Source organism: Phycisphaerales bacterium (genome assembly GCA_020852515.1).
In the GTDB taxonomy this organism is placed as follows: Bacteria; Planctomycetota; Phycisphaerae; order Phycisphaerales; family UBA5793; genus UBA5793.
On the sequence record JADZAS010000014.1, the window covers coordinates 25,604 to 48,913 of the forward strand.

Below are 23,310 nucleotides of genomic sequence, written 5' to 3' on the forward strand. Positions count from 1 at the left end.
CATGACCGAACAGAGTTCACACAACCTCCCGATTCTCGACGCGGGCAAGTCCGAGCAGACCACGGCGGGAAACTACTTCGTGGCGAATTACCCGCCGTTCTCGTTCTGGTCGCCGGAGCAGAATGGTCGCGTGCACGACCTGCTCGACGCACCCGCCGCGCAGGATGTGCCGCTGGGCCTCTACGTGCACATCCCCTTCTGCCGCAAGCGCTGCGATTTCTGCTACTTCAAGGTCTACACGGATAAGAACTCGCGCGAGATTCACGGCTACCTCGACGCCGTCATTGCCGAAGCCGGCCGCTATGCGCACAAGGCGTATCTCGCGGGGCGCTCGCCGCGCTTCGTTTACTTCGGCGGAGGCACGCCGTCGTACCTCTCGGCGCAGCAACTCGAGTATCTCTTCCGCGGCCTGCAGCGCTGGTTCCCCTGGGACGAGGCTGAAGAGATCGCCTTCGAGTGCGAACCGGGCACGTTGCAGGAAAGCAAGATCAAGGCGCTGCGCGAGCTGGGCGTCACGCGGCTGAGTCTGGGCGTGGAGAACTTCGATCCCGAGATTCTCGAGATCAACAACCGCGCCCACCGGGCCGTCGAAATCGACCGGGCGTACAACTACGCCCGCGAAGTCGGCTTCGAGCAGATCAACATCGACCTCATCGCGGGCATGGTCGGAGAAACGCAGGCGAACTGGGAGTCGTGCATCGAGAAGACGATTGCGATGAAGCCCGAGAGCGTCACCATCTACCAGATGGAAATCCCCTACAACACGACGATCTACCAGCGGATGAAAGACGGCGGCCAGCAGGTCGCCCCGGTGGCCGACTGGCGCACCAAGCGCCGCTGGGTGCATGAGGCGTTCGCGCGGCTCGAAGAAGCGGGCTATCTCATCGGCAGCGCCTACACCGCCGTGCGCGACGCCAGCGTGCAGTTTCTCTATCGCGATGCGCTCTGGACCGGCGCGGACATGCTCGGACTGGGCGTCTCGTCGTTTTCGCATCTCGGCGGGATCCACTTCCAGAACGAGCATCGCTTTGAACCGTACGTCGAGCGCGTGCAGGCCGGCGCATTGCCCATTCACCGCGCTCTGGTGATGACTCCTGAAGAGCGGCTCATCCGCGAATTCGTCCTGCAGATGAAGCTCGGCCGCGTGCGCGACCAGTACTTCAAGGACAAATTCGGCGTGAGCGTGATCGACCGATTCCGGGAGCCGCTGCTCAAGCACGCGGGCAACGGACACATGACGATCCAGGATGGCATCATCACCTCCAGCCGCGACGGTCTGCTGCAGATCGATCGCCTGCTGCACGACTTCTTCCTCGATCGCCATCGGGATGCGCGATACGCGTAGAGGCTGCCGCCGCGATGCGAATCGTCCAGTTGATTCCGGGCACGGGGAGTTTCTACTGCGGCAGTTGCCTGCGCGACAACACGCTCGGCCACGCGCTGCGGCGGCGGGGCCACGATGTGCAGATGGTGCCGCTCTATCTGCCCTTCATGCTCGAAGAGCACGATCCCCAGGAGAATGAAGCCGTCTTCCTCGGCGGCATCAACATGTACCTGCACCAGAAGGCGCCAATCGTCTCGCGCCTGCCGCACTGGATGCTCGGCTGGCTCGATTCGCCGCGCCTGCTGCGCTGGGCCTCCAGGCGCAGCGACATGACCGGCGCGGCCGAACTGGGCGATCTCACCCTTTCCACCCTGCGCGGCCGGCGCGGGCGCCAGGCGGCCGAAGTCGATCGTCTCATCAACTGGCTCCGCGGCGAACCGCGCCCCGACGTGATCCTGCTCTCCAACGCGATGCTCTGCGGGCTCGTCGAACCACTCCTCGAGGAGGCGCGCTGCCCGATCGTGTGCAGCCTGCAGGGTGAAGCGCCGTTTCTCGATTCGCTTCCGCTCTCCCATCGGGCCCAGGCGTGGCGGCTCATGCGAGACCAGCTGCGCGGCGTGCGCCGGTTCATCGCCGTCAGCCGCTACTACGGTGAACTCATGACCGACCGGCTGGCGCTGCCGCCCGACCGCGTGCAGGTGATCCACAATGGCATCGAACTCGACGACCTGCCGCGTTCGGATTCTGTCGCCCGCGAGCGGCGGCCCACGATCGGCTACCTGGCGCGCCTGTGCGCCGACAAGGGGCTGCACACGCTGTGCGATGCCTTTATTCTGCTCAAGAAGCGGCCGGAGTTCGCCGCCGCCCGTCTCAGGCTGGCGGGGGCGATGCTCAAAGGCGACCGGCCGTTCGTGCAGCAGCAGCGGCGGAAGCTGCGGCGCGCTTCCGTGCTGGGCGACGTCGAATTCCTGCCCAACATCGAGCGCAGCGCCAAGATCGACCTGCTTCGCAGCCTCGACGTACTTTCAGTGCCTGCGACGTACGGCGAGTCGTTCGGCCTCTATGTACTCGAAGCGCTGGCGTGCGGCGTGCCGGTCGTCCAGCCACGCCATGCGTCCTTTCCCGAACTGCTCGAAGCGACGGGCGGCGGCGTGCTCTGCGAGCCGAACGATCCCGCGGCGCTGGCCGAAGCGCTGGCCGCGCTGCTGACTGACGCCGCGGGCGCCCGGGCCCTTGGGGCTGCAGGTCGCGCCCGCGTTCGCGAACACTTCAGCGCCGATCGAATGGCGCGCGAGGTCGAGCAGATGTGTATGATGCTCACTTCAGCGCCGGCCGCAGCGGCGGCCGATCCTCTTCCCGCCTGAGTGGATCAAGACGATGCACTACGAGTTTCGAGCACGGCGACTGGTCGAATTCGCAGACACCGACACCGCCGGCATCATGCACTTTGCCAACTACTTCCGCTTCATGGAGGCGGTCGAGCACGCGTTTATCCGCACGCTCGGCGAAACCGTGCACGAGCAGGACGGCCACCGCATGGCCGGCTGGCCGCGCGTTGAGGTGTCCTGCCGCTACTTTGCGCCCGTGCGCTTTCAGGACACCGTGGAAGTCCACCTGCTCGTTCTCCGCAAGACCGACAAGGCAATCACCTACGGCTTTGTCTTTCGCAAAGTGAACATGGATGGCACGCTTGAAGGCATGCCCGTGACCGCGCGAGGCGTGGTCACCGCACTGTACGCGACGAATCACACACCCGACGGCCGCATGCGCGCTGCCAGCATGCCCGAGGCGTTTGTGCGGCTCATCGACACCGCGCCGGCCGAACTGCTCATCCAGGAGGGATTCTGAACATGCCCGAAACGACCACCTCTCCCGGCTCGGCGTGGATCACCTTTGCGCTCATGACGGTGGCATGCTGGGGTGTGTACGGCATCTTCCTGCACACGGGCCAGGTGAACATGGCCGACCCCTCCAGCGGGCGCTACAAAGCGTTTCTCTGGGTCGGTATTGCATATTTTCTCATCGCGGTGCTCGCGCCGGCGGGGATGCTGCTGGCCGTCGGCTCGAGCTGGTCAATGCCGGCCAAGGGAATCGCCTGGTCGCTGCTCGCCGGCGTGGTCGGCGCCGTCGGAGCGTTCTGCGTGCTTCTGGCGTTCGGCGCCAAAGGAAATCCGGCGGTCGTCATGTCGATCATTTTCGCCGGCGCGCCCATAGTGAACGCCATTGTCGCGATCTGGATGCACCCGCCAGCCGGCGGCGTCGGCGCCATCCGCTGGCCGTTCTTCCTCGGCATTCTCATGGCAGCCGGTGGAGGCACGCTCGTCACGCTTTACAAACCCCCGCCGACGCCCATCTCACACGCCGCCGTCCCAGGCGCTTCGGCAGCGCCTGCGGACCACTGAGCTTCGGTCATGAACGAACGTCTCTTTTTCAGCCGAGAGTCACTGCGCGACCAGCAACTGGACTCGCTCTGCGGGCTCATCGAGAAGATCAAGGACACCAATCCGTTCTGGCGGGCCCGCCTGCGAGCCGCAGGGGTGGATGAGAACATCGAGTCACTCGAAGCGTTCGCAGCGCGCCTGCCGCTGCTGACGAAGGCCGACCTCGCTGCAGACCAGGAAGCGCATCCACCCTACGGCACGAATCTCACGACTTCGATCGATGCGTACGTGCGCGTCCACCAGACGAGTTCGACGACGGGCAATCCGCTGCGCTGGCTCGATACCGAGGACAACTGGCACTGGCTTTTGGCCGGCTGGGATACGGTGCTGGACGTCGCGGATGTCACTGAATTCGACTGCCTGTTCTTCGCCTTCTCGTTCGGTCCGTTCATCGGTTTCTGGATGGCGTGGGACGCGGCGCTGGACCTGGGCTGCCGGTGCATTTCCGGCGGGGCCATGAACACCGCCACGCGGGTGCGCGCCATCATCGCCAACGAGGTCACGGTCCTGCTGTGCACGCCGACGTATGCCATTCGCCTCGGCGAATCGGCCCGGGAACAGGGCATTGATTTCAGCAGCGCCAAAGTCCGCCGGATCATCGTCGCCGGCGAGCCGGGCGGCAGCGTCCCCGCGGTGCGCAGCCGCATCGAGCAACTCTGGCCGACCGCGCGCGTTTTCGATCATCACGGCATGACCGAAGTCGGACCCGTCACGTTCGAATGTCCGCGCCGGCCGTGCGTGCTGCACGTGGATGAAGGCCGGTACCTTTGCGAGATCATCGACCCCGCAACCGGCCGGCCGCTGCCGGCCGAGGACGGCGCCACGGGCGAAATGGTCATCACCGCGCTCGGTCGCGAGGACTCGCCGGTGCTGCGCTATCGCACCGGCGACATGGTGCGGTGCGAGACGAGCGGAGCGTGCCTCTGCGGCCGCTTGACCATGCGCCTCATCGGCGGCATCATCGGTCGCGTGGATGACATGGTCGTCGTTCGCGGCACCAATCTCTACCCCAGTGCGCTCGATGCGCTGCTCGGGCCGTTTACGGAGGTCGTCGAATATCGCGCCGAGATCGGCAAGCACGCGGGAATGACCGAACTGACGTTGATCATCGAGCCCGCGCCGGAGGTCGCCGAGCCGGGCGGCCTGTGCCGGCGCGTCGAGCAGGCCATTCGCGATGCGTGGAACCTGCGCGTGCCGGTGCGCGCCGCGCCGCCGGGCGAACTGCCCCGTTTCGAACTCAAAGCTCGCCGGTGGGTGCGCCTGGAAGAGTGAACCGATCGCAACCGCCCGGCCGGCCGCCGATAGAACCGTTTCGACCGAGTCGTCAGCAGCAGCAGCGCGGCCGGTCCCCTACCATCCACCGCCTTTTGCCGGGCCGCTGAGGACGCCGCGCTCATGACGCCACTGGTGCACCGCATCGCCGATCTGATGTTTCCGCTCGAAGAGTTCTACGCGGACCGCGGCGACGCCCTGCCCCGGATCGAAGCCGTGAGCGCCGGCGATCTGCCGCCGCCCTATCGCGACCTGCTCGTACACGAGCGCGACATGACCACCACTCTGGAGGAGCACTTCGGCGAGCCGGTGGCGCTGCGACTGCTCGAGGTTCGGCGCGATGGCCCGTGGCTGCGGCGCCAGGTGGTGCTCGTCGGGTCCTCGAGCGACCGGCCGGTCGAGTTCGGCGCGATCCGCATCGACCTGGGCCGCTTCGATAGTGACGCCGTGCGCCGCATTGTTGATTGCCGCCAGCCGCTGGGCGCCATCCTCCACGACTGCGGCGTCGAGCACGCCTGCCGCCCGTCCGCGTTCTTCCGTTTCGTCAGCGACGCGGCCACGCGAGCTGCATTCGAACTCGCCGGCCCCACCACGCTGTATGGCCGCCACACGTTGATTCACAATCAGAATGATCAGACCCTGGCGGAAGTGGTCGAGATTCTGCCGCCAATCGGCAAGGTTCACCAGGCATGATAACGCAAACTCAGGTCGTCGAGTGCGATGTCGTCGTCATCGGCGCGGGTCCCGCGGGCTCTTCGGCGGCGGCAATCCTCGCCGGGCACGGCCGGCGCGTCATCATGCTCGAGCGCCAAACCTTCCCGCGCTATCGCATCGGTGAGTCGCTCATTCCCTACTGCTGGTTCCCCCTTCGTCGGCTCGGCATGATCGAGCGCATCGACGCGGCGGCGTGCACCATCCAGAAGCACAGCGTTCAGTTTGTCGGCCTCGACGGCAAGCAGACCACTCCGTTCTACTTTGCTTCGCACACAGATCACGACTGCGCGCGAACCTGGCAGGTGGTGCGCAGCGCCTTCGATCAGTTGCTCCTCGAGAACGCGACGGACAAGGGAGCCGAGGTCCGCTTCGGGCTCAGTGCGCGGCAACTGCTGCGCGAAGGCGAAACCAACATCGGCGTCGCAGCCGCTGATGAACAGGGACAATCGATCGAGTTTCGCGCGCCCATGACCATTGACGCCAGCGGGCGCGAGTGCCTGTCCCTCAAGGAGCGCGGCTGGCGCATCGATGATCCACATCTGCGCAAGATCGCACTGTGGACCTACTACACGGGCGCCAAACGCGACGAGGGCATCGACGAAGGCGCCACGACCGTCGCGTATCTTCCCGACAAAGGCTGGTTCTGGTACATCCCGCTGCCGGATGACAAGGTCAGCGTCGGCATCGTCTGTGAGCGCGACTACTTGTATCGCGAGCCGGAACTGGACCCGAAAGCGATGTTCGAGCGCGAGGCGAAGATCCAGCCGTGGATCGCCGAGCACCTTGCCGGCGCCACGCAGGTCGGCGAGTTTCGCGTGACCGGCGATTATTCATACCGCTCGCGCTACTGCGCCGCCGACGGGCTGGTGCTGGCCGGCGATGCGTTCGGCTTCCTTGACCCGGTCTTCTCTTCGGGCGTCTTCCTCGCGCTCTACACCGGCGTGCTTGCCGGCGACGCCGTCCACGAGGCGCTGGCGGCGGGCGATGTCTCCGCATCGCGCTTCGCCGCATACGGCGAAAAGTTCCGCAGCGCCATCGAAGCCATGCGCCGCCTCGTCTACGCCTTCTACGACACCGACTTCAGTTTCGGAACCTTTCTCAAGGCGCACCCGGAGTTTCGAAGCGACCTCACTGACTGCCTCATCGGCAACGTCGAGCGAGACTTCAATCCCCTCTTCAACGCGGCGTCTGAATTCGCCGACATCCCGGCCCCCCTGCCGCACGGCCAACCGCTCACGTCGCCAACCGGCAGGGCGAGCCGGGTCTGAGGTGATACGCTTGCCAGGTGTCGCAGAGTTCCACGCGTGGGCGGTGAGTGCAAAGCGTGAATGACGGGCAACCGCTGCTGCGGGCGATCCATGTGTGCAAGCAGTATCCAGGCCCGGCCGGCGGCGAGCCGCTGCGGGTGCTGGCGGATGTCTCGCTGCAGGTCGATCGCGGCGGATCCATCGCCATCGTCGGACCCTCCGGCTGCGGCAAGAGCACGCTGCTCAACATCCTCGGCGCCCTCGACGCCCCCACGACCGGCGAGGTGTGGTGCGGCGCGCAGCGCATCGACAAGCTTGCGCCGCGCGACAGCGCTGCGTTTCGACGCGATCGCATCGGGTTCATCTTTCAGATGCACCATCTTCTGCCTCAGTGCACGGCGATCGAGAATGTCCTCATCCCGACGCTGGCTCGAGGCAGGGCAGCGCGCGACGCCGCCGCAAACCAGCGCGCTGAGCAACTGCTCGCGGACGTTGGTCTCGGCGAGAGGCTGCACCACCTTCCGGGTCAGTTGTCCGGCGGCGAGTGCCAGCGCATCGCCGTCGTGCGGGCGCTCATCAACGAACCGGATCTGATCCTCGCTGACGAACCCACGGGTTCGCTCGACGGCGACACGGCGCGCGACGTCTGGGCCATGCTGGCGCGGATGTGCTCCGAGCGCCAGGTCGCACTGATCGCCGTGACGCACGCGCGCCCGCTCGCCGAGCAACTCGACCGGCTGATTGAACTGCGCGGCGGAGCACTCGCAGACCGCGGGACCGCGACGCCATGAGCCTCTGGCGACTGGTCTGGCGCAGCGTCGTCTACGACCGCCGCTCGCTCCTGGCGACGCTGCTGGGCGCCGCGCTGGCGGCGATGGCGCTCGTCGGCTCGCTCATCATCGGCGACTCGGTCCGCTACACCCTGCGGCAGCAGGCGCAATGGCGCATCGGCGCCGTCGATCGAGCGATGAGCACCGGCGACCGACTCATCCGCGCCGAACTCGCCGACACCGTCGCCGCCGATGCGCCGCAGTCCTCCATCGCCCCCGTGCTGCAACTGCAGGGCATCGCCGCCACGGCCGATGGCGGCAGGCGGGCGCTCGACGTCGCGGTGCTGGGTGTCGATGAACGATTCTTTGCCATGGCGCCGACACCGGCTCGCATCGATCTTCATCCCGGCCGGGTCTGGCTCAATGCCGCGCTGGCGGCGCAACTCAGCGCCGCCACCGGCGACACGATCGTCGTCCGCGTCAACAAGCCCACCGCGCTCTCGCGCGATCTGACCTTTGCAACAACCGACGACGCCGTGCTCGCGCTGCGCGTGGAAGTGGCGGGAGTGGTTGATGATGAGCAGTTCGGCCGCTTCAGCCTCGCGGCGAACCAGCAGCCCCCGTTCAACGCGTTTGTGCCGCTGGACTGGCTCGGCCAGCAGTCGGCACAATTCGGCCGCGCGAATCTGCTGCTGCAGAGCGATGGCATGCCTGCGCCGACTGGCGATCAACTCGCCGCCGCCGTTGCGTCCAGTTGGAGCATCGATGATCTTTCGCTCGCCACGCGGTCCAGCGCAACCGATGGCACGCTTGAGTGGCGCAGCAGCCGGGTGTTCCTCGATGATGAAGTGGCCGACGCCGCGGCTCGACTGGAGCCAGAAGCCATCGGCCTGCTCACGTACTTTGTCAACGAGATCCGCCGCGCTGATCGCTCCACGCCCTACTCCACGATCACTGGAATCGGCCCGCTGAATGAAGGCGCCGCGCTGCCCCAGGCATGGCAGCCCATCATCCCGGCCGATCTGAAGGCCGATGAAATCGTCATCCCGCGCTGGCTGGCCGACGACCTGCGGGCCTCCGTCGGCGATCGGCTCGATGTGCGCTATTTCGAACTCGCCGCCGGAAGAACACTGCGGGAAGCCTCATCCACCTTTGCGGTGCGCGCGATCATCGAGTCAACCGGACCCGCGGCCGATGCGCAACTCATGCCCGACATCCCGGGGCTGACCGACAGCGCCGACTGCCGTGACTGGAATCCCGGGGTGCCCATCGATCTCGATCGCATTCGCGACAAGGACGAGCAGTACTGGGATGAGCATCGCGGCACTCCCAAAGCGTTCATCAGCCTCGACGCGGCCCGCGCGCTGTGGAGCAATCGCTTCGGCAGCCTCACCGCAATCCGCACCCCCGCAGCGCAGCAAGGCAGGCTCGCACCGGCCGCGTTGCTCGCGAATCTGAATCCGCAACACTTCGGCCTCACGTTCCAACCTGTACGAACGGCCGCGCTGGCCGCGGCGAACCCGACGACTGACTTCGGCGGCCTGTTCATCGGCCTGAGCCTGTTTCTGATCGTCGCCGCCCTTCTCCTGACGGGGATGCTCTTTGCATTCACCGTCGATCAGCGCCGCCGGCAGATGGGCACGCTCCTGGCCGTCGGCTGGAGCGGCTGGATGGTGCGCGGCTGGCTGCTGCGCGAGGCGATCCTCGTCGCTGCGTCCGGCTCGGTTGCCGGCGCGCTGCTCGCCGTCGCGTACAGTCGCGCCCTGCTCGCCGCGCTGCAAGGCATGTGGAAAGGCGCAGTGGCCTCAGCGGCCCTGGATCTGCACGTCACGTGGATGACCCTCGCCATCGGCGCCGTCATCTCGTTCGTCGCCGCCATGATCGCCATGCACCTTGCCGCCCGGCGACTGCTCAGGCAACACGCCGTGGACCTCCTGTCGGGCAAACCCGATGATCGCGCTGTGTTTGGCGCGAGTGCGCGGCGCTGGCTCCTGCCGGCTGCCGCGACGCTGTGCCTCGTTGCCGGACTCGGCTGCATCGCGTGGGCAGCGGCGGGCGAGCAGGGCGCCGCGATCGCCGCTTTCTTCACGTCCGGCACGCTGCTGCTCATCGCGGGAGTCCTCGCGTCGCGCTGGGTTCTCACACGACTCGTGTTGCAGGGCGATGAGGCTCGCCTCACGCCGCGTCTGCTCGCGCTGCGCAGCGCCGCTCGCCGGCCCGGGCGCTCCACCGCGACCATCGCTCTGCTCGCGTCCGGCTGCTTTCTCGTCGTCGCCGTCGGTTTGAATCGACTGCCCACGCCCGATCCCGCCTCGCGAAGCTCCGGTACGGGCGGCTTTGCACTCCTCGGCCAATCCTCCATTGCGCTGCTGGCGGATCTCAACACACCCGAAGCGCGCCAGGCGGCGAATCTCGATGCCGAGCTCTTCCGCGACGTGTCGTTCGTGCCGCTGCGCATCCGCGCCGGCGACGAGGCGAGTTGCCTGAATCTCAACCGGGCTCAGCAGCCGCGCGTGCTGGGAGTGAATCCCGATCTTCTCGCGCAGCGCGATGCCTTTACCTTCGCCTCCACACTGAACGAACCGGCCGGCCCGAGCCCGTGGATGCTGCTCAGCGAGAGCGGCGGCGAGGGCGGCGTCATTCCCGCCATCGTCGATCAGGCCTCAATGATGTGGGCCATGCACCGCTCGCTGGGCGATGTGATCACCTATCAGAACGCGCAGGGCGACACGGTAAAACTGCAACTCGTCGCCTCGCTGGCCAACTCCATCCTGCAGGGCAATCTCATCATCAGCGAATCGAACTTTGAACGGGCGTTCCCATCCGAGGCCGGCCACCGCATGCTGCTCATCGACTGCCCGCCGGACAAGGCCGACGCGGTCAGCCAGGCGCTCATGCGCGCCTTTGCCGACATTGGTCTGCAGATCACGCCGACGGCCCAGCGCCTGGCGGAGTTCAACGCGGTCCAGAACACTTACATGGCGGTCTTTCAGGTGCTCGGGGGGTTGGGCGTCATCGTGGGCACCGCCGGGCTGGGCATGGTGCTCGTGCGCAACGTGAGCGAGCGGCGCGGCGAACTGGCGCTGCTGGCCGCCGTCGGCTTTGTGCCGCGCCAGGTGCGTCGCCTGCTGCTCATCGAGCACGCAGCACTGCTGGCGCTGGGCCTGGGCGTGGGTGTGATTGCCGCCGTGCCCGCCGTCTGGCCAGCCCTGGCCCAGTCCGGCTCGCCGGCGTCGCTGGGCGTCACGCTGCTCATCGTGATCCTCATCGCCGCCACGGGCGCCGCGTCGGTTGTTCTGGCAACGCACTGGGCCACGCGCGGCCGGCTCATGGATTCCCTCCGCCGCGAGTAGCCGCAGGGCGGGTCTTGACAAACGCGGCGATTTCCGTTAGCTTGGCAGCTAACCTTGGGCTGGAGCAATCAATGAACACAGATGTATTGGCCTCGGTTTCCTTGACGCTGCCGTTAGAGTGTTTTGTGTGGCTGACGTGTATGAAGAGCCGAGCATACCAGGAGCGAGTGTGGGGGCGAACGGAGGATCTTGGTGAAATCGACAGCATGCGACAGGCGGTCCATGCGTATGAAGATAACCTTGACCCGCGGAGCTACGAAGCGGCGTATCTGATGGCGGGTGCTACGCCAGACGAGGTCAACGCGATTCGGGCATTTGGAGAGGCGTTCATGGACGTGTATGCGAGGCAAATGTCGGATCTCCTGGATGTGGAAAATATTGCAACGAAGGAATGGGATTCGGTTCTTGTGCAGGCGTCGAGTTTATATCACACGCTTTGTTTGGGGTGGTTCAAGGAATGGGGGTTTGTATAGCAGCGTCGCTTCGACATTGGGGCCTGATCTACCGCCCTTGTCTGCACCAGTAAATTTGAATCGGATGACGGGACGGCGCTGACGATTATGCGTCGTTTTTCGCAGCCGGTACGCATGGCACCTCTCATGTCTCGCACCGCTCGACCTTCACCCGGGCGCCCGGGCGGTTGCGATGTTCAATGCGACTCTCGAAGGGAAGCCATCCTCCTGAGTCCCGGAGGGGCGGAAACATGGCAGCCCGGGGCAACGCCCCAGGAGTATGGTCGCGCCAATCAGTCGAGCCCTGAAGGGGGCGCGCCAATCATCCACGCTTGTACGGTGTTGTGCATGTCGGGTCGCGCCCTTTCAGGGCTCCCGCTTCACCGCCAAACCATTCCCGGGGCGTTGCCCCAGGCTGACTTGCGGCTGCACCGTTGGTGCGGGGAAGAAGGCGGGCGGGAATCTGTCGCGATTGCATCGCTCGTCGCGCGGCCGGCTCATGGATTCCCTTCGCCGAGAGTAGCCGCCCACCGCCCGCAGAACCAGTGATCGAACAACCGGTAAACCCGGTCAGCGCTATCGTTCCCGGCTGGCACACTTTCGGAGCAAGACATGAACCGCGTCGCCTCGCTCCTTGCGCTGCTTTTGGCCCTTTCCAGTTCGTCGCTGCACGCCCAGGTGCTTGAGCAGTGGTCGCAGTGGCGCGGCCCCCGCTTCAACGGATCCGCAGACGCCGCCAACCTGCCGACCTCGTGGAGCACCACGGAAAACGTGGTGTGGGCGACGCCGCTGCCCGGGCCAGGCGCCGCCACGCCCAGCGTCGCGGGCGATCGCATCTTCCTCACGGCGTTCTCGGCCGAAGACTCCATGCTCCTGGCCATCGCCGTCGATCGCCAGAGCGGCAAGGTGCTCTGGCAGCGACCCAACGGCCCCGGCCGCGAGTCGCGCCAGCGCGGCTACGAGAACATGTTCGCCGAGTGCTCGCCGGCGGCCGATGCAGGCCTCGGCGTCGCGTGCTTCATGTTCGGCAACGGCCGGCTCGCGGGATATAACTTCGACGGCGATGAATTGTGGGCCCGCGACCTCGCCGCGGAGTTCGGCAAGTTGAAGATTGACTGGGGCTACGCATCGAGCCCGCTGCTCTGGGGCGGCCGGCTCTACGTGCAGGTCATTCGCACCGGCGAGTCGTACATCCTCGCCGTCGAGCCTAAGACCGGCGAGACCATCTGGCGCCACATCCGCGAAGACGACGCGCGCAGCGAATCCGAGCAGGCCTACACCTCGCCGGTGCCGTTTGTGAACGGCGATCGCGAGGAGATTCTCATCCTCGGCGCCGACTGCCTGACCTCGCACGACCCGGCCACGGGCAAGGAGTTCTGGCGCTGGTCCGGGCTCAACCCGCGACAGGCGCGCAACTACCGCGCCATCACCAACACGCTGGTGGGAAGCGACGGCTTCATCTACGTCACCGAGCCGCAGAACAACGCATTGCACGCGCTGCAGGTCAAGGGCGACGAAGTGAGCGAGGTGTGGACGCTTGATCGCCCGACGCCTGATGTCATGACGCCGCTGCTCTACAAGGACCGGCTCTACGTGAGCGACGGCAAGCGCCGCCGCAAGATGGTCTGCCTCAATCCCGCCACCGGCGAGCGCCTCTGGGAAAGCGAACTTGACACGCACGCGTTCATCCGCGCCTCGGCCACCGCCGGCGATGACAAGATCTACCTCATCGACGCCGAGGGATTCTGCGTCGTGCTCGAAGCGGGCGACGCGTACAAGGTCATCGCCACGAGCGAACTCGACTCGTACCCCTGCCGATCGAACATCGTCATCGACAACAACCAACTGCTCATTCGCACGGCCGACCGGCTGTACTGCATCGGCAACGTGCCCGCCGAGGAGCCCCGCACTCAGCCCTGAACAACCGAACGAACGATGGAGATACTCATGTTCACTTTCATGCGCCTGATCTCGTGCGTCGCGCTTCTTCTCGCGCTGGCGGGCGAGGCAGCGCTGGCCCAGCATGACGAGGCCGGCGATGCCCCGGACAACCGCCAGGCGGAACTGGAGGCGAAGTTTGCACAATCCATGTCCGGCGCCCAACTCGTCGGCTACTTCACGCGCACCGGCCGGGCCGATGACCAGCCGCTCAGCGAAGACAAGTACACCCTGGGCGAAGTGAAGAAGATCGACGGCGACATGTGGAGCTTTGAAGCCCGCATTCAGTACGGGCAGAAAGACGTCACCGTTCCCCTCATGCTGCTCGTCAAGTGGGCCGGCGACACGCCCGTTATCACCCTGACCGACTTTGCCATTCCCGGCATGGGCACGTTCACCGCGCGCGTGCTCGTCTACCGCGGCGAATACGCCGGAACGTGGAGCGCGGGCGATCATGGCGGGCAGATGTTCGGCAAAGTCACCCGGCCCGAATCCAAAGAGCAATCCATCGGCGACTGGCCATCCTTCCGCGGCGCCTTTGCGCGCGGCTACGACGACAGCAAGCCGCTGCCGGGTTCGTTCAACGTCGAAACCGGCGAGAACATCCTCTGGAAGACGCCAGTCGAAGGGCTCGCGCATTCCAGCCCCGTCATCGTCGGCGATCGCCTCTATCTCACCACCGCGGTGAAAGAAGGCGAAGATGAGCTTCGCGTCGGCTTGTATGGCGACATTCAGCCGGTGCAGGACGATTCGACGTACGAGTTCAAGGTTCTCTGCCTCGAGAAGCGCAGCGGCGAGATCCTCTGGAGCAAGACGGCGTGGCAGGGCGTGCCCGCCGTCAAGCGCCACCCCAAGGGCAGCCACGCCGCCTCCACGCCCGCCGCCGACGCCAAGCACATCGTCGCCTTCTTCGGCAGCGAAGGGCTCTACTGCTACGACCCGCAGGGCGAACTGCTGTGGTCGAAGAACTTCGGCACGCTCGACTCGGGCTTTTACATGGTGCCTGATGCGCAGTGGGGCTTTGCCAGTTCGCCGGTGATCCATGAAAACAAGGTGCTCGTGCAGTGCGATGTGCAGGGCGAGTCCTTCCTCGCGGCGCTTGACCTGAACACCGGTGATGAACTCTGGCGCACGCCGCGCGATGAAGTGCCCACCTGGTCCACGCCCACCGTCCACGTCGGCAAGGATCGCACGCAGGTCATCTGCAACGGCTGGAAAGTTATCGCCGGCTACGACATCAACACCGGCGAGCAGCTCTGGTCGCTCGTGGGCGGCGGCGACATCCCCGTGCCCACACCCGTCGTCGCGCACGATCTCATCTACATCACCAACGCGCACGGCCGCATGGCCCCGATCTACGCCATCCGCACCTCCGCCACAGGCACACTTGAAATGCCGCCCGACGGTACGTCCAACCAGCACATGGCCTGGGCCTATGCCCGTCGCGGCGCGTACATGCAGACGCCGCTGGCCTACGGCGATCTCGTCTACCTCTGCACCGACGCCGGCATCGTTTCCTGCTTCGACGGCGTGAGCGGCGAGATGATCTACCGCGAACGCGTCGGCGACGGTCGCTCGGGCTTCACCGCCTCGGCCGTCGCGGGCGATGGCAAGATCTATTACACGAGCGAGCAGGGCTCGGTGCAGATCGTCCGCGCCGGCCGCGAATGGGAGAAGATGGCCACCAGCGATCTCGGCGAAACCTGCATGGCCACGCCGGCCATCTCCGACGGCATCATCTACTTCCGCGCCCGGCATCATGTGTTTGCAGTGGGCTTGCCGAAGGACGGCTCACAATCTGATCGGTCCGAGCCCTGACCGTAAGGGAGGGTCTTCGCCGCTCATTGGTCCTCACCGTCAACGTCCCTTGCGCTCCTGCAGCTCCAACACGCGTGCTCACGCGTAGGGCAATGCGCTTATCCAGAGTCCGGCGGACACTTCGCCATATGATCGCAGGTGAGAGTGAGCAACTGGTTCAATTGCCGGCTGGTGGTGCCAACGTGTGTGTTTCTACTGCTCGGAGCGATCATCAACATCGCAGTCGCGTGGGGGCTGGCGCTTTGGTTGTCCCTGGATCCGTCGGGTGCGACTGGAACATCCACTTCAAGAGACACCTACTGGGGCATTGCTGAGCCGCGCGAATCTGAAGCGTTCAGGCAGTATGGTTGCGTATTCATCGCCCGTCTGAAACGCACCGGTGCTGAGCAGGTCTACATCGAGGAACTGAACAGCCTCTCCGGGCCACCCTTTGTGAACCGCATCTCACCCGCCGAGATCTTCCCAGACTGGGCGCAGCCTGTGCTTCAATTCAGACGGTGGCCCGACAGCAGCCGACCCTGGACCGGCGAGGAATGGTACTTCTTCCATTCGGTTGCGGATGCTCGCGGCTGGCCATGCCTCTCGATGATGGGGGCGGTGCGATATCCTCGCGGGGGGCTGTATGTCTATGACGAGAAGAATCAGCGTATCACGCTCATGGAGCAGCACCGCTGGATCTATCCAATCAGTATGCCCACGCTGGGTGTCGCCGGTGCGTATGGCGAGCTCGGACAGTTTCGCTGGCTGCCACTTCATCCGATCTGGACGGGATTCGCCTTCAACACGGTGTGCTACGGTTTCCTTCTCTGGCTCATCTACGGCGGCCCCCGATCGGTGCGCCATTCTCATCGTCTGAAGCGAAACCGATGTCCTGCGTGCGGATATCCAGTTGGTGTTTCACCTGTCTGCACCGAGTGCGGAGCGCCACTCGCGGATCGCGCGAAGTCATAGGATTTCCTGATGCGGAGCAGACTTCGAAGCACGATCAAGTGGAGTTGCACGCTGCTCACCGTGCTGCTGTTGGTCATGTGGGTGGGGAGTGCGTGGTGGTGGGGCGGCGTCGACCGTGCACCGGCGAGTTACGTAGGAATGTCCGCCGGTCGAATTGGTATTGGATGGCGGGAGCCTTGGTCAATCACCTCCATGACGGGTGATTGGGTGTTTGTACGATCATCCCTTCGAATTCAATGGTGGTTCGAGGGCCGGAAGGTAGCATCGGGCGGCACTACGTTTAGCACTGTTCTAATGCCGATGTGGCCGCTGGTCGTGCTGGCTGCCACGCCGACGATTTGGATCTGGTGGCACGATCGCCGCAGCCCGCCGACCGGGTGCCGCAACTGCGGTTACGACCTGCGCGGCGCGGCTCATGAAGTGTGTCCCGAGTGCGGCGCTACTCCGAAAGGGTTGACGGTGACAAGTTGAACGATCAGCCCCAGAACCAGCCCGGACCGCCGCACCAGCCATCCCCCGAGGATCTCGCAAAGTCGCAATCATTCGCGCGGGCCGGCACAGGTGGACTGATCCTCGTCGGCATGCTCCTGTTTCTTCTGTGGATTCCCATCATGAAGACGGGAGAGTTCAGCGTCGTCGCCAGCGACGCGTGTATTGTGTTCGCCATGCTGTTTGGAGCGTTGGCCATCACCGTCTACTGCTTCTACCGGGCGGTGAAGTTACGAATGCCGGAGCGCGACGACCTGGTCTGCCGCACCTGCGGCTACGACCTGCGCGGCAATGTGAGCGGCGTGTGTCCGGAGTGCGGCGGCGAAGCGCCAAATCGGGCGTAGGTCGGGACCGCTGCTCTGAGCGCGGCCCGGCAGTTCAACTGACGTCGCCGCGGTTCAAGCCTCGGTTCCAATCGCCGCAGCGCGCAGATCCGAGCCCCGACCGTAAGGGAGGGTCTTCGCCAAACACCGGTCCTCGCCGTCAACGGTTTTCGCGCTCCCGCAGGTCCAACACCCGTGCTTACGCGTGGGGCTCGGTTTCCGACGGAGCGGCTCACGTGTCAATCGTTCACCCCAGCCGCGGATCAATCAGCGCCTTGACCACGGCGCGCGACTCGACCGCCGCGAGCGCTTCGTTCGCCTGGCTCAGTCCGAAGCGCTGCATGCGCATCTCGGCCCACGGCCGGGCGCGCTGCGGATCCTTGAGAATCTCCACACCGCGATAGAAGTGCGAAAAGTCCGAGCCCCAGCAGCCGCGCACGTCGAGGTGTTTGCGGTTGAGATCAAGATGCGGGTTGAACGGCACCTCGCCGTGATCGGTGTACTGGCCGACCACCACGACGCGCCCGGCATCGCGCGTGAAGCGCATCGCCTGCACGACCGCGGCCGGCGCGCCGGTGGCTTCGATCGTCACATCGGCGCCGCGCCCCTGCGTGTGCTGGCGCACCCACTCATGCCGGGCCGGCTCATCGCACTCCATAAAGTCGAGCGTTGCGCTCGCGCCGACCTGCCGCGCCGCTTCCAACCGCGCTGCCGGGTTGCCGATGCACAGCACGCTCAGCGCCCCGGCCATGCGCGCAAACACCACCGCCGAGAGCCCCACCGGCCCGCTGCCCAGCACGAGCACCGTCTCGCCGAGGCGAACCTCAGCGCGATCCACCGCGTGCAGCGCCGTCGGCAGCGAGCAGCCCGCGGCCATGTACGTTTCGTAGGGCAGATCGTCGAGACGAATGCAGCGCGTGCCCGGCTTGAGGTAGAGTTGCTGCGCCCAGCCGCCGGTGAGCCCGTCGCGCACGCCGAACGTAATGCCATACACCTTGCGCTTCGGACATCGCGTCGAGGCCTTGGCGACGAGGCAGTGCCAGCAGGCGTTGCACGTGCCGTGTACATCAAGGAAGGTGATGCGATCGCCCTCGCGCAGCGGCCGGCCGTTGTCGTCGAGCAGCGTGCCGCGCACTTTGCTCAGCACGCCGGCCGAGACGTGGCCGGGGATGATCGGATACGGCACGCCTGAGAGCCGGCTGTCGCGCAGGTGCACATCCGTGCCGCAGACTTCGCTCAGATGCACCTCGAGCACTCCGCTGTCGGCTTCGAGCGCGGGCTCGGGAAACTCGCGAATTTCGATCGGCTTGCCGCCGCCGGGCATGACGGCGGCCAGTACGCTGGGCATGGGAGTCACTCATCCGTTGGATCGTTCGGACACCTGAACTTCGGTCACGGCTTCATCGCATCCCAGATCACCTTCGTATCCGTGAACTGGCGGAAGCGAGTCACCTTGCCATCGGCCACATCGTAGACGTGCGCCGCCGGGCTGCGCATGGACTTGCCGGTGCCGCGATGGACTCCCGAGTAGGTTCCGATGACGACGATCGTGTCGCCGGCGTCCAGGTACTGCTCGATCTCGAACTTCCACGCCTCCCAGTCGTTGTTGAAAGTCTTGAAGACGCTGTCGACCACGGCCTGAGCGCCGCGCTTTGTCGAGCCGCGCGGAAAGCCGACGTTCTGAATCCATTCGAGATCGGGATGGCAGATCTGCAGGAAAGAGTCGTAGTCCTTCTCGCGAAACGCGCGGTACAGCTCCTCGATCACCCGAACGTTGTCCGATGATGTCTGTGGATCACGCATCAAGGCGCCTCTCATACGGCACGATCTCGCCTTGCTCAACGTAGCGCTTCATCAGGCGCAGGTACATCGCCCAGCAGAACGACGACGTGCGAAAGTGGTCATTCAACTCCGGCCAGCCGGTGTGGCTGAAGCGCACCTGCGTCCCGCCCTCGATCGGCGACAACTCGAAGCACACGCGCGAGCCGATCCAGTCATCATCCGCGTGCACCATGCTCAGTTCGAACATGCGCCCGACCTCGCACGCCGAAACAATTGCCCGCCACACGTAGCCCGGGCCGAAATCGAGCACGTACTCACTTCCCTCGCGCACCTCGCCGGCGCAGCGCCGCGTCCACCACGCATCGAGGCCGCCCGGCGTGGAGATCGCTTCAAACACATCTTTCGCGGGCGCGCTGATCGGAAAATCGTGATGAATCGCGGCCGCCGCCGGGCCACGCTCAGCACTCGGGCGCTTCGTCGCCATGATGAGCGCTGCGCCGCACTCCGGGCAGCGCGTCGCGTTGCTGCCGCGCAGGTCGTAGCCGCACGCGAGGCAGACCGTGCGATGCCCCTTGAGTGCCGAGGCCCGCAGTTCCTTGCGCAGGTCGTCGCGGATCACGCCAAGCTGGTGCAGGTACATCGCCACGGCAACGCCCGCGCCCAGCGCTGGATACGCCACAGCCACGAACCACCCGCCGCGATAGTCAAACATCCAGCCCGTCGCGCCAAGCAGCAGCCCGCCAACGAGAGCGCCCACGACAATTGCGCGAATGACAATGAACGGGTAGACCCACCAGCGCAGCCGCGCCAGCACCGCCCGCCGCTCGGCCGCATCCAGCTGCGCCAGTTCAGGAAACCCGCCGATGCGCCAGATCATGGTGCACTCCGGTCCGCGCCGCGCCACGTCAGAAGTGATACCCCTTCTTCTCCGAATCCGACGGCCCCGCGAAGAGCAGCAGCACCAGCGCCACCCCGTAGCGCAGCCACGCGCTCTGCCCGCCCCACCACTCGATGAGCCTCACCATCGCCTCCTTTCACGTGCGCCGCCGCGACTCAGGCCGGCGCCGCGGCCGTCTCGTCCGCGATAACCGCCATCGCAAAGCCGTCGTATTTCTTGCACCCGACCATCTGCATCACCGTGGCGCTGACGCGCCGGTCGCGCGAGACGTGTTCGATGAAGCGCCGCACGCCGCGCACCGCCGTGTCCCGGCTCTCGCCGTCGAGCACCGCGCCTTCGCGCACCACGTTATCGACGATGATCATGCTGCCCGGGCGGCCCAGGCGCACCGCCCACTCGTAATACTCGGTGATCTGCTCCTTGTCGGCGTCGATGAAGAAGAAGTCGAACGCGCCGACCTTCTCGGCCGCGAGCGCCGGCAGGGTATCCATCGCCTTGCCCACGCGGATTTCGACGCACCGCCCCAGCCCCGCGCGCTCGACGTTGGCCTGGGCGACTTCGGCGTGGCGCGGCTCGGCTTCGAGCGTAATCAGCCGCCCGCCGCGGCGCAGGGCTCGCCCGAGCCAGATCGTGCTGTAGCCGCCCAGCGTACCGATCTCGAGAATGCGGCTGGCGCCCATCGCGCGCGCCATGAGGTGCAGCGCCTTGCCGAAGCACGGCGAGACCTGGATCTCAGGCAGGCCGGCCTTGCGGCTCGCCTCCAGCGCCGCCTCCAGAGCCGCATCGCGCCGCACGAGGTGCTCGACCACGTATGCATCGACCGCATCCCACATCTGCTGGCTCATGCGGCATGGTACGCACGAGCCCCCCTCGCAGCGGGCGCCGGTCGGGCCGCTTCAGAGCACGCGCAGCGCCACATCTCGGTTCGCGCCTGGCGTAGCCGCGCTCAACCAATCGAGATCGTCTTCGCTGAGATCTTCAAGACTCGTCGAGCGGCGCTGGTCCAGGTCACTGATACTGTGCTGCTTGAGCATGAAACGCCACCGACCATTCACGCCCTCTCGCGGTCGCGTCGGCGTGGCGCTAGCGGCGCCTGGAAGCTTGGCGCCCGATCGAATTCTGCATCGGCCGCTCGCTGGGGGACCACCGTTCACCCGGTGGGTCGGCGCAATCGATCCAGCGGTAATCGCCGGGCTCGGCTGCGGCGAGCCATTCGAAATCATCTTCCGTCAGATCATCCACACTGCACTCCCTGTGGATGTGAGTGCCCGCATGGTGCCGCACAAGTTGCACATTCGTCCAGCCTCGCTTGCGCAGCAGGATTCGCAGTTCGCCGACACTGTACACTTCGAGCGCGATCGCGCTGGCGCCAGCCCGGCTGATGTCGTGGATTTCGATCTGAGCCATCGCAGGCAACCTCCACCACGGATTGCCAAGTCATACCGACATTAGAAGCTAAAGGCGATAGGCAAATCACTCAATGCCGCACTTCCATTCTGCCCGGGGGTCCCCTTAAAACGACACCGGCTTCGACCAGAGGGTGCAGGTCGAAGCCGTGTGGCGGTGCGAGGAAGTGACTCCCCGCGTTTGGCGCGTCTCTCTCTCCTCCGCGCATGAGCATCATTGGCGGCCCGTAAAAGGCGCAGCATCGGCAAAATGCTCATCGTGCTCATGAAGGGTTTTTTTATAGCCGTGGGCTCAAGGCCAGGGCCGCCGGCTGGGGCGATGCGACCAGCCGCGGCCGGCTCTTCACGCCGCTGACAGGCGCCTCAGCAGCGGCCACCAGCATGCGAGCCAGCGCGGGCGCCGTCGGGGCCAGTTGCCGGCAGCGCAGCATCGCCTCATCGCGATCCGCCTCCACCGCGTAGGCGCTGCTCGTCGCCAGCACGCCGCGCGTCCGGCTGCTCAGCGTGAAGTACCAGCACCATGGCGAGCTGCTCTCCCGCCCGTACTGGCAGGAGATCTGCGCATTGGCCCGGCACAGGGCGACGCAGTGCTGCGCATCCTCCAGCGCCTCGCACGGCTCGCCGAGCAGCAGCAGATCCCCGGCGCCGTCGAAAAACAGGAACCGGTACACTCCGCCCTGCGAGCAGGTAATGACGTATTGTGCCATCGTCTGCAGCCTCGCCGGCTGGACGCCGGCGATCCCCTATGCCACCGTGAGGAATTGACTGCATTGTACATCCACAATGACTGGCTCGCAGCCGCCAAATTACCATTTGGAGAATTGTGGAAAACTCGCCTCGTGCCGCCGGAACCGGGGGGCAGGCCTGACCGGCTCAGAACCCCAAACCCCGTCTGCCCCCGCCGCCTAGCCATTTCGCCACCGCGCCCGGCCTCAGATGCCGCTCCAGTCTGCGTAGATATTGCGATTTTTCACCAAAACGGCTGATCCTGCTCCCGAATTCGCCTTCAGATCTGGTATCATGGGCGCCGTTGAGCGGGCTTTGCCGCCACGCGTTCGCGTCGGCGCCCGCTGAAGCGCTGCGCTCGCAGCGCGACAATGGTCTTTGCCACGACAATGGCAGAAGGAGAAGAGACATGAGAGCGAAGGAAATGTTGGTTCTGGCCGCAGGCGTAACGCTGCTCGCCGGAGGCGCAGCGCTGGCCAATGACCCCGTCCCCACCAGCGACGGCCGCACCCTGACTCCAGGCGTCGCCGGCAGCGTCGATCAGACGGTCTACCCACAGGGCTGCCCGGTTGTCTACGAGACGTTCACCGACAGCTTCCCGCCTAACTACGGCACGGGCTGGACGATCTCGGACTGGCCGCAGATCGGCTGCTGGGGCCCCGCCCACAAGTTCACCTCAGCAGGCGACTACGCCCTGTGCCAGGTTCTCGTCTCCGCCACGCACGTGACGGGCGTGAATCAATATCAGGTGCGCCTGCACGCCGATGACGCCGGCGGCAGCGAGCCCGGCACCGCGCTGGGAACGTGGGACTTCACCGGGATTCCGCAGAACCAGGCTGGTCCCACGCCCCTGCTCGAGTGCGATGCCACCGGCATCTCCCTCGACAACGGCGCGAGCTACTGGCTCTCCATCGTCGCCAGCGGCGGCGCGAGCAACTCATGGGGAGTGCTGCGCCAGAGTACGCTGCCCGGCAACGAGCGCCCCAACGCCACCTGGAAGTGCACCAACTGGGAGTTCCGCGGCACGCTCAACGCCGGCGCCTGGCGCGTCACCGGCGAAGAGGGCGGCGCAGGCCCGCGAATCAGCGTCAGCGGCGATTGCCCCGGCCGCGTCACCGTCGCGTGGTCCAACGCCACCCCGAACCAGCCCATGGCCATCGCTTCGGCGTCCAGCACCGGCTCGTACGTCGTCCCCGGCGGCCCCTGCGCGGGAACCACCCTCGGCCTGAGCAGCAGCGGCCTGCAGGTTAACTACCAGGGCGGCACCGGCAGCGGCGCCGGACAGGTCAGCAGCAACGTCGGCACCGGCGCGTGCGGACGATACGTCCAGATGGTCGTCGTCGGCAGCCCCTGCGAGACCAGCAACGTCGTCCAGGTTCCGTAATGCATCATCCCGCGTCGCTCTG

22 protein-coding genes are annotated in these 23,310 nt (G+C 65.8%); 15 read left to right on the forward strand and 7 right to left on the reverse strand.

Annotated elements, in window-relative coordinates; all coding sequences use genetic code 11:
- Position 1: 1 nt before the first annotated feature.
- From IT430_08965 to IT430_09030, 14 genes are all read left to right on the forward strand, one after another.
- Positions 2–1,345 (forward strand): coproporphyrinogen III oxidase family protein, encoded by a 1,344-nt coding sequence (locus IT430_08965; protein MCC6908056.1) that lies wholly within the window; start codon positions 2–4, stop codon positions 1,343–1,345.
- A gap of 14 nt (positions 1,346–1,359) precedes the next feature.
- On the forward strand, positions 1,360–2,688 hold the full coding sequence (locus tag IT430_08970) for a glycosyltransferase family 4 protein (GenBank protein ID MCC6908057.1): 1,329 nt from the start codon (positions 1,360–1,362) through the stop codon (positions 2,686–2,688).
- 13 nt (positions 2,689–2,701) lie between these two features.
- On the forward strand, positions 2,702–3,172 hold the full coding sequence (locus IT430_08975; GenBank protein ID MCC6908058.1) for a hypothetical protein: 471 nt from the start codon (positions 2,702–2,704) through the stop codon (positions 3,170–3,172).
- A 2-nt stretch (positions 3,173–3,174) separates the two neighbouring features.
- Positions 3,175–3,726: a hypothetical protein gene (locus IT430_08980; protein MCC6908059.1), complete on the forward strand. Its 552-nt coding sequence runs from the start codon at positions 3,175–3,177 to the stop codon at positions 3,724–3,726.
- Positions 3,727–3,735: 9 nt separating this feature from the next.
- The gene (locus IT430_08985) at positions 3,736–5,037 is read left to right on the forward strand and encodes an AMP-binding protein (protein MCC6908060.1); all 1,302 of its coding nucleotides are present in this window, start codon (positions 3,736–3,738) and stop codon (positions 5,035–5,037) included.
- A 123-nt stretch (positions 5,038–5,160) separates the two neighbouring features.
- Positions 5,161–5,730, forward strand: a complete 570-nt coding sequence (locus IT430_08990; protein ID MCC6908061.1) for a hypothetical protein — start codon at positions 5,161–5,163, stop codon at positions 5,728–5,730.
- Entirely contained in the window at positions 5,727–7,019 is a 1,293-nt protein-coding gene (locus IT430_08995; protein MCC6908062.1) for a tryptophan 7-halogenase, read from the forward strand. The genes IT430_08990 and IT430_08995 overlap by 4 nt, the downstream gene beginning before the upstream one ends.
- A 56-nt stretch (positions 7,020–7,075) precedes the next feature.
- Positions 7,076–7,789 carry an ABC transporter ATP-binding protein gene (locus IT430_09000; protein MCC6908063.1) on the forward strand — a complete coding sequence of 238 codons (714 nt, stop codon included), beginning with the start codon at positions 7,076–7,078 and terminating at the stop codon, positions 7,787–7,789.
- Positions 7,786–11,121: an FtsX-like permease family protein gene (locus tag IT430_09005; GenBank protein MCC6908064.1), complete on the forward strand. Its 3,336-nt coding sequence runs from the start codon at positions 7,786–7,788 to the stop codon at positions 11,119–11,121. Before IT430_09000 ends, IT430_09005 begins: the two co-directional genes overlap by 4 nt.
- Before the next feature lie 71 nt (positions 11,122–11,192).
- Entirely contained in the window at positions 11,193–11,594 is a 402-nt protein-coding gene (locus tag IT430_09010; GenBank protein ID MCC6908065.1) for a hypothetical protein, read from the forward strand.
- 591 nt (positions 11,595–12,185) lie between these two features.
- A complete protein-coding gene (locus tag IT430_09015) occupies positions 12,186–13,493 on the forward strand; it encodes a PQQ-binding-like beta-propeller repeat protein (protein ID MCC6908066.1) in 1,308 nt (435 codons plus the stop codon).
- Positions 13,494–13,520: 27 nt separating this feature from the next.
- Complete coding sequence (locus IT430_09020; GenBank protein MCC6908067.1) at positions 13,521–15,329, forward strand: PQQ-binding-like beta-propeller repeat protein; 1,809 nt, start codon at positions 13,521–13,523, stop codon at positions 15,327–15,329.
- A 144-nt stretch (positions 15,330–15,473) separates the two neighbouring features.
- Entirely contained in the window at positions 15,474–16,280 is an 807-nt protein-coding gene (locus tag IT430_09025) for a hypothetical protein (GenBank protein ID MCC6908068.1), read from the forward strand.
- A 467-nt stretch (positions 16,281–16,747) separates the two neighbouring features.
- Positions 16,748–17,113 (forward strand): hypothetical protein, encoded by a 366-nt coding sequence (locus IT430_09030; GenBank protein MCC6908069.1) that lies wholly within the window; start codon positions 16,748–16,750, stop codon positions 17,111–17,113.
- Positions 17,114–17,339: 226 nt separating this feature from the next.
- Here the strand turns inward: IT430_09030 and IT430_09035 are convergent, their stop codons facing one another.
- From IT430_09035 to IT430_09065, 7 genes are all read right to left on the reverse strand, one after another.
- Positions 17,340–18,440, reverse strand: coding sequence for a zinc-binding dehydrogenase (locus tag IT430_09035; protein MCC6908070.1), 1,101 nt, complete (start codon positions 18,438–18,440; stop codon positions 17,340–17,342).
- Between the two features lie 44 nt (positions 18,441–18,484).
- Complete coding sequence (locus tag IT430_09040) at positions 18,485–18,898, reverse strand: nuclear transport factor 2 family protein (protein MCC6908071.1); 414 nt, start codon at positions 18,896–18,898, stop codon at positions 18,485–18,487.
- Complete coding sequence (locus tag IT430_09045) at positions 18,888–19,751, reverse strand: SRPBCC domain-containing protein (protein ID MCC6908072.1); 864 nt, start codon at positions 19,749–19,751, stop codon at positions 18,888–18,890. The genes IT430_09040 and IT430_09045 overlap by 11 nt, the downstream gene beginning before the upstream one ends.
- Before the next feature lie 176 nt (positions 19,752–19,927).
- On the reverse strand, positions 19,928–20,617 hold the full coding sequence (locus tag IT430_09050; protein ID MCC6908073.1) for an O-methyltransferase: 690 nt from the start codon (positions 20,615–20,617) through the stop codon (positions 19,928–19,930).
- Positions 20,618–20,668: 51 nt separating this feature from the next.
- Entirely contained in the window at positions 20,669–20,806 is a 138-nt protein-coding gene (locus IT430_09055; protein MCC6908074.1) for a hypothetical protein, read from the reverse strand.
- A 49-nt stretch (positions 20,807–20,855) separates the two neighbouring features.
- The gene (locus IT430_09060) at positions 20,856–21,179 is read right to left on the reverse strand and encodes a hypothetical protein (GenBank protein MCC6908075.1); all 324 of its coding nucleotides are present in this window, start codon (positions 21,177–21,179) and stop codon (positions 20,856–20,858) included.
- Positions 21,180–21,456: 277 nt separating this feature from the next.
- Positions 21,457–21,885 carry a hypothetical protein gene (locus IT430_09065; protein ID MCC6908076.1) on the reverse strand — a complete coding sequence of 143 codons (429 nt, stop codon included), beginning with the start codon at positions 21,883–21,885 and terminating at the stop codon, positions 21,457–21,459.
- Between the two features lie 428 nt (positions 21,886–22,313).
- On the opposite strand from IT430_09065, the gene IT430_09070 reads away from it, so the two are divergent.
- Complete coding sequence (locus IT430_09070) at positions 22,314–23,288, forward strand: hypothetical protein (GenBank protein ID MCC6908077.1); 975 nt, start codon at positions 22,314–22,316, stop codon at positions 23,286–23,288.
- Positions 23,289–23,310 lie beyond the last annotated feature (22 nt).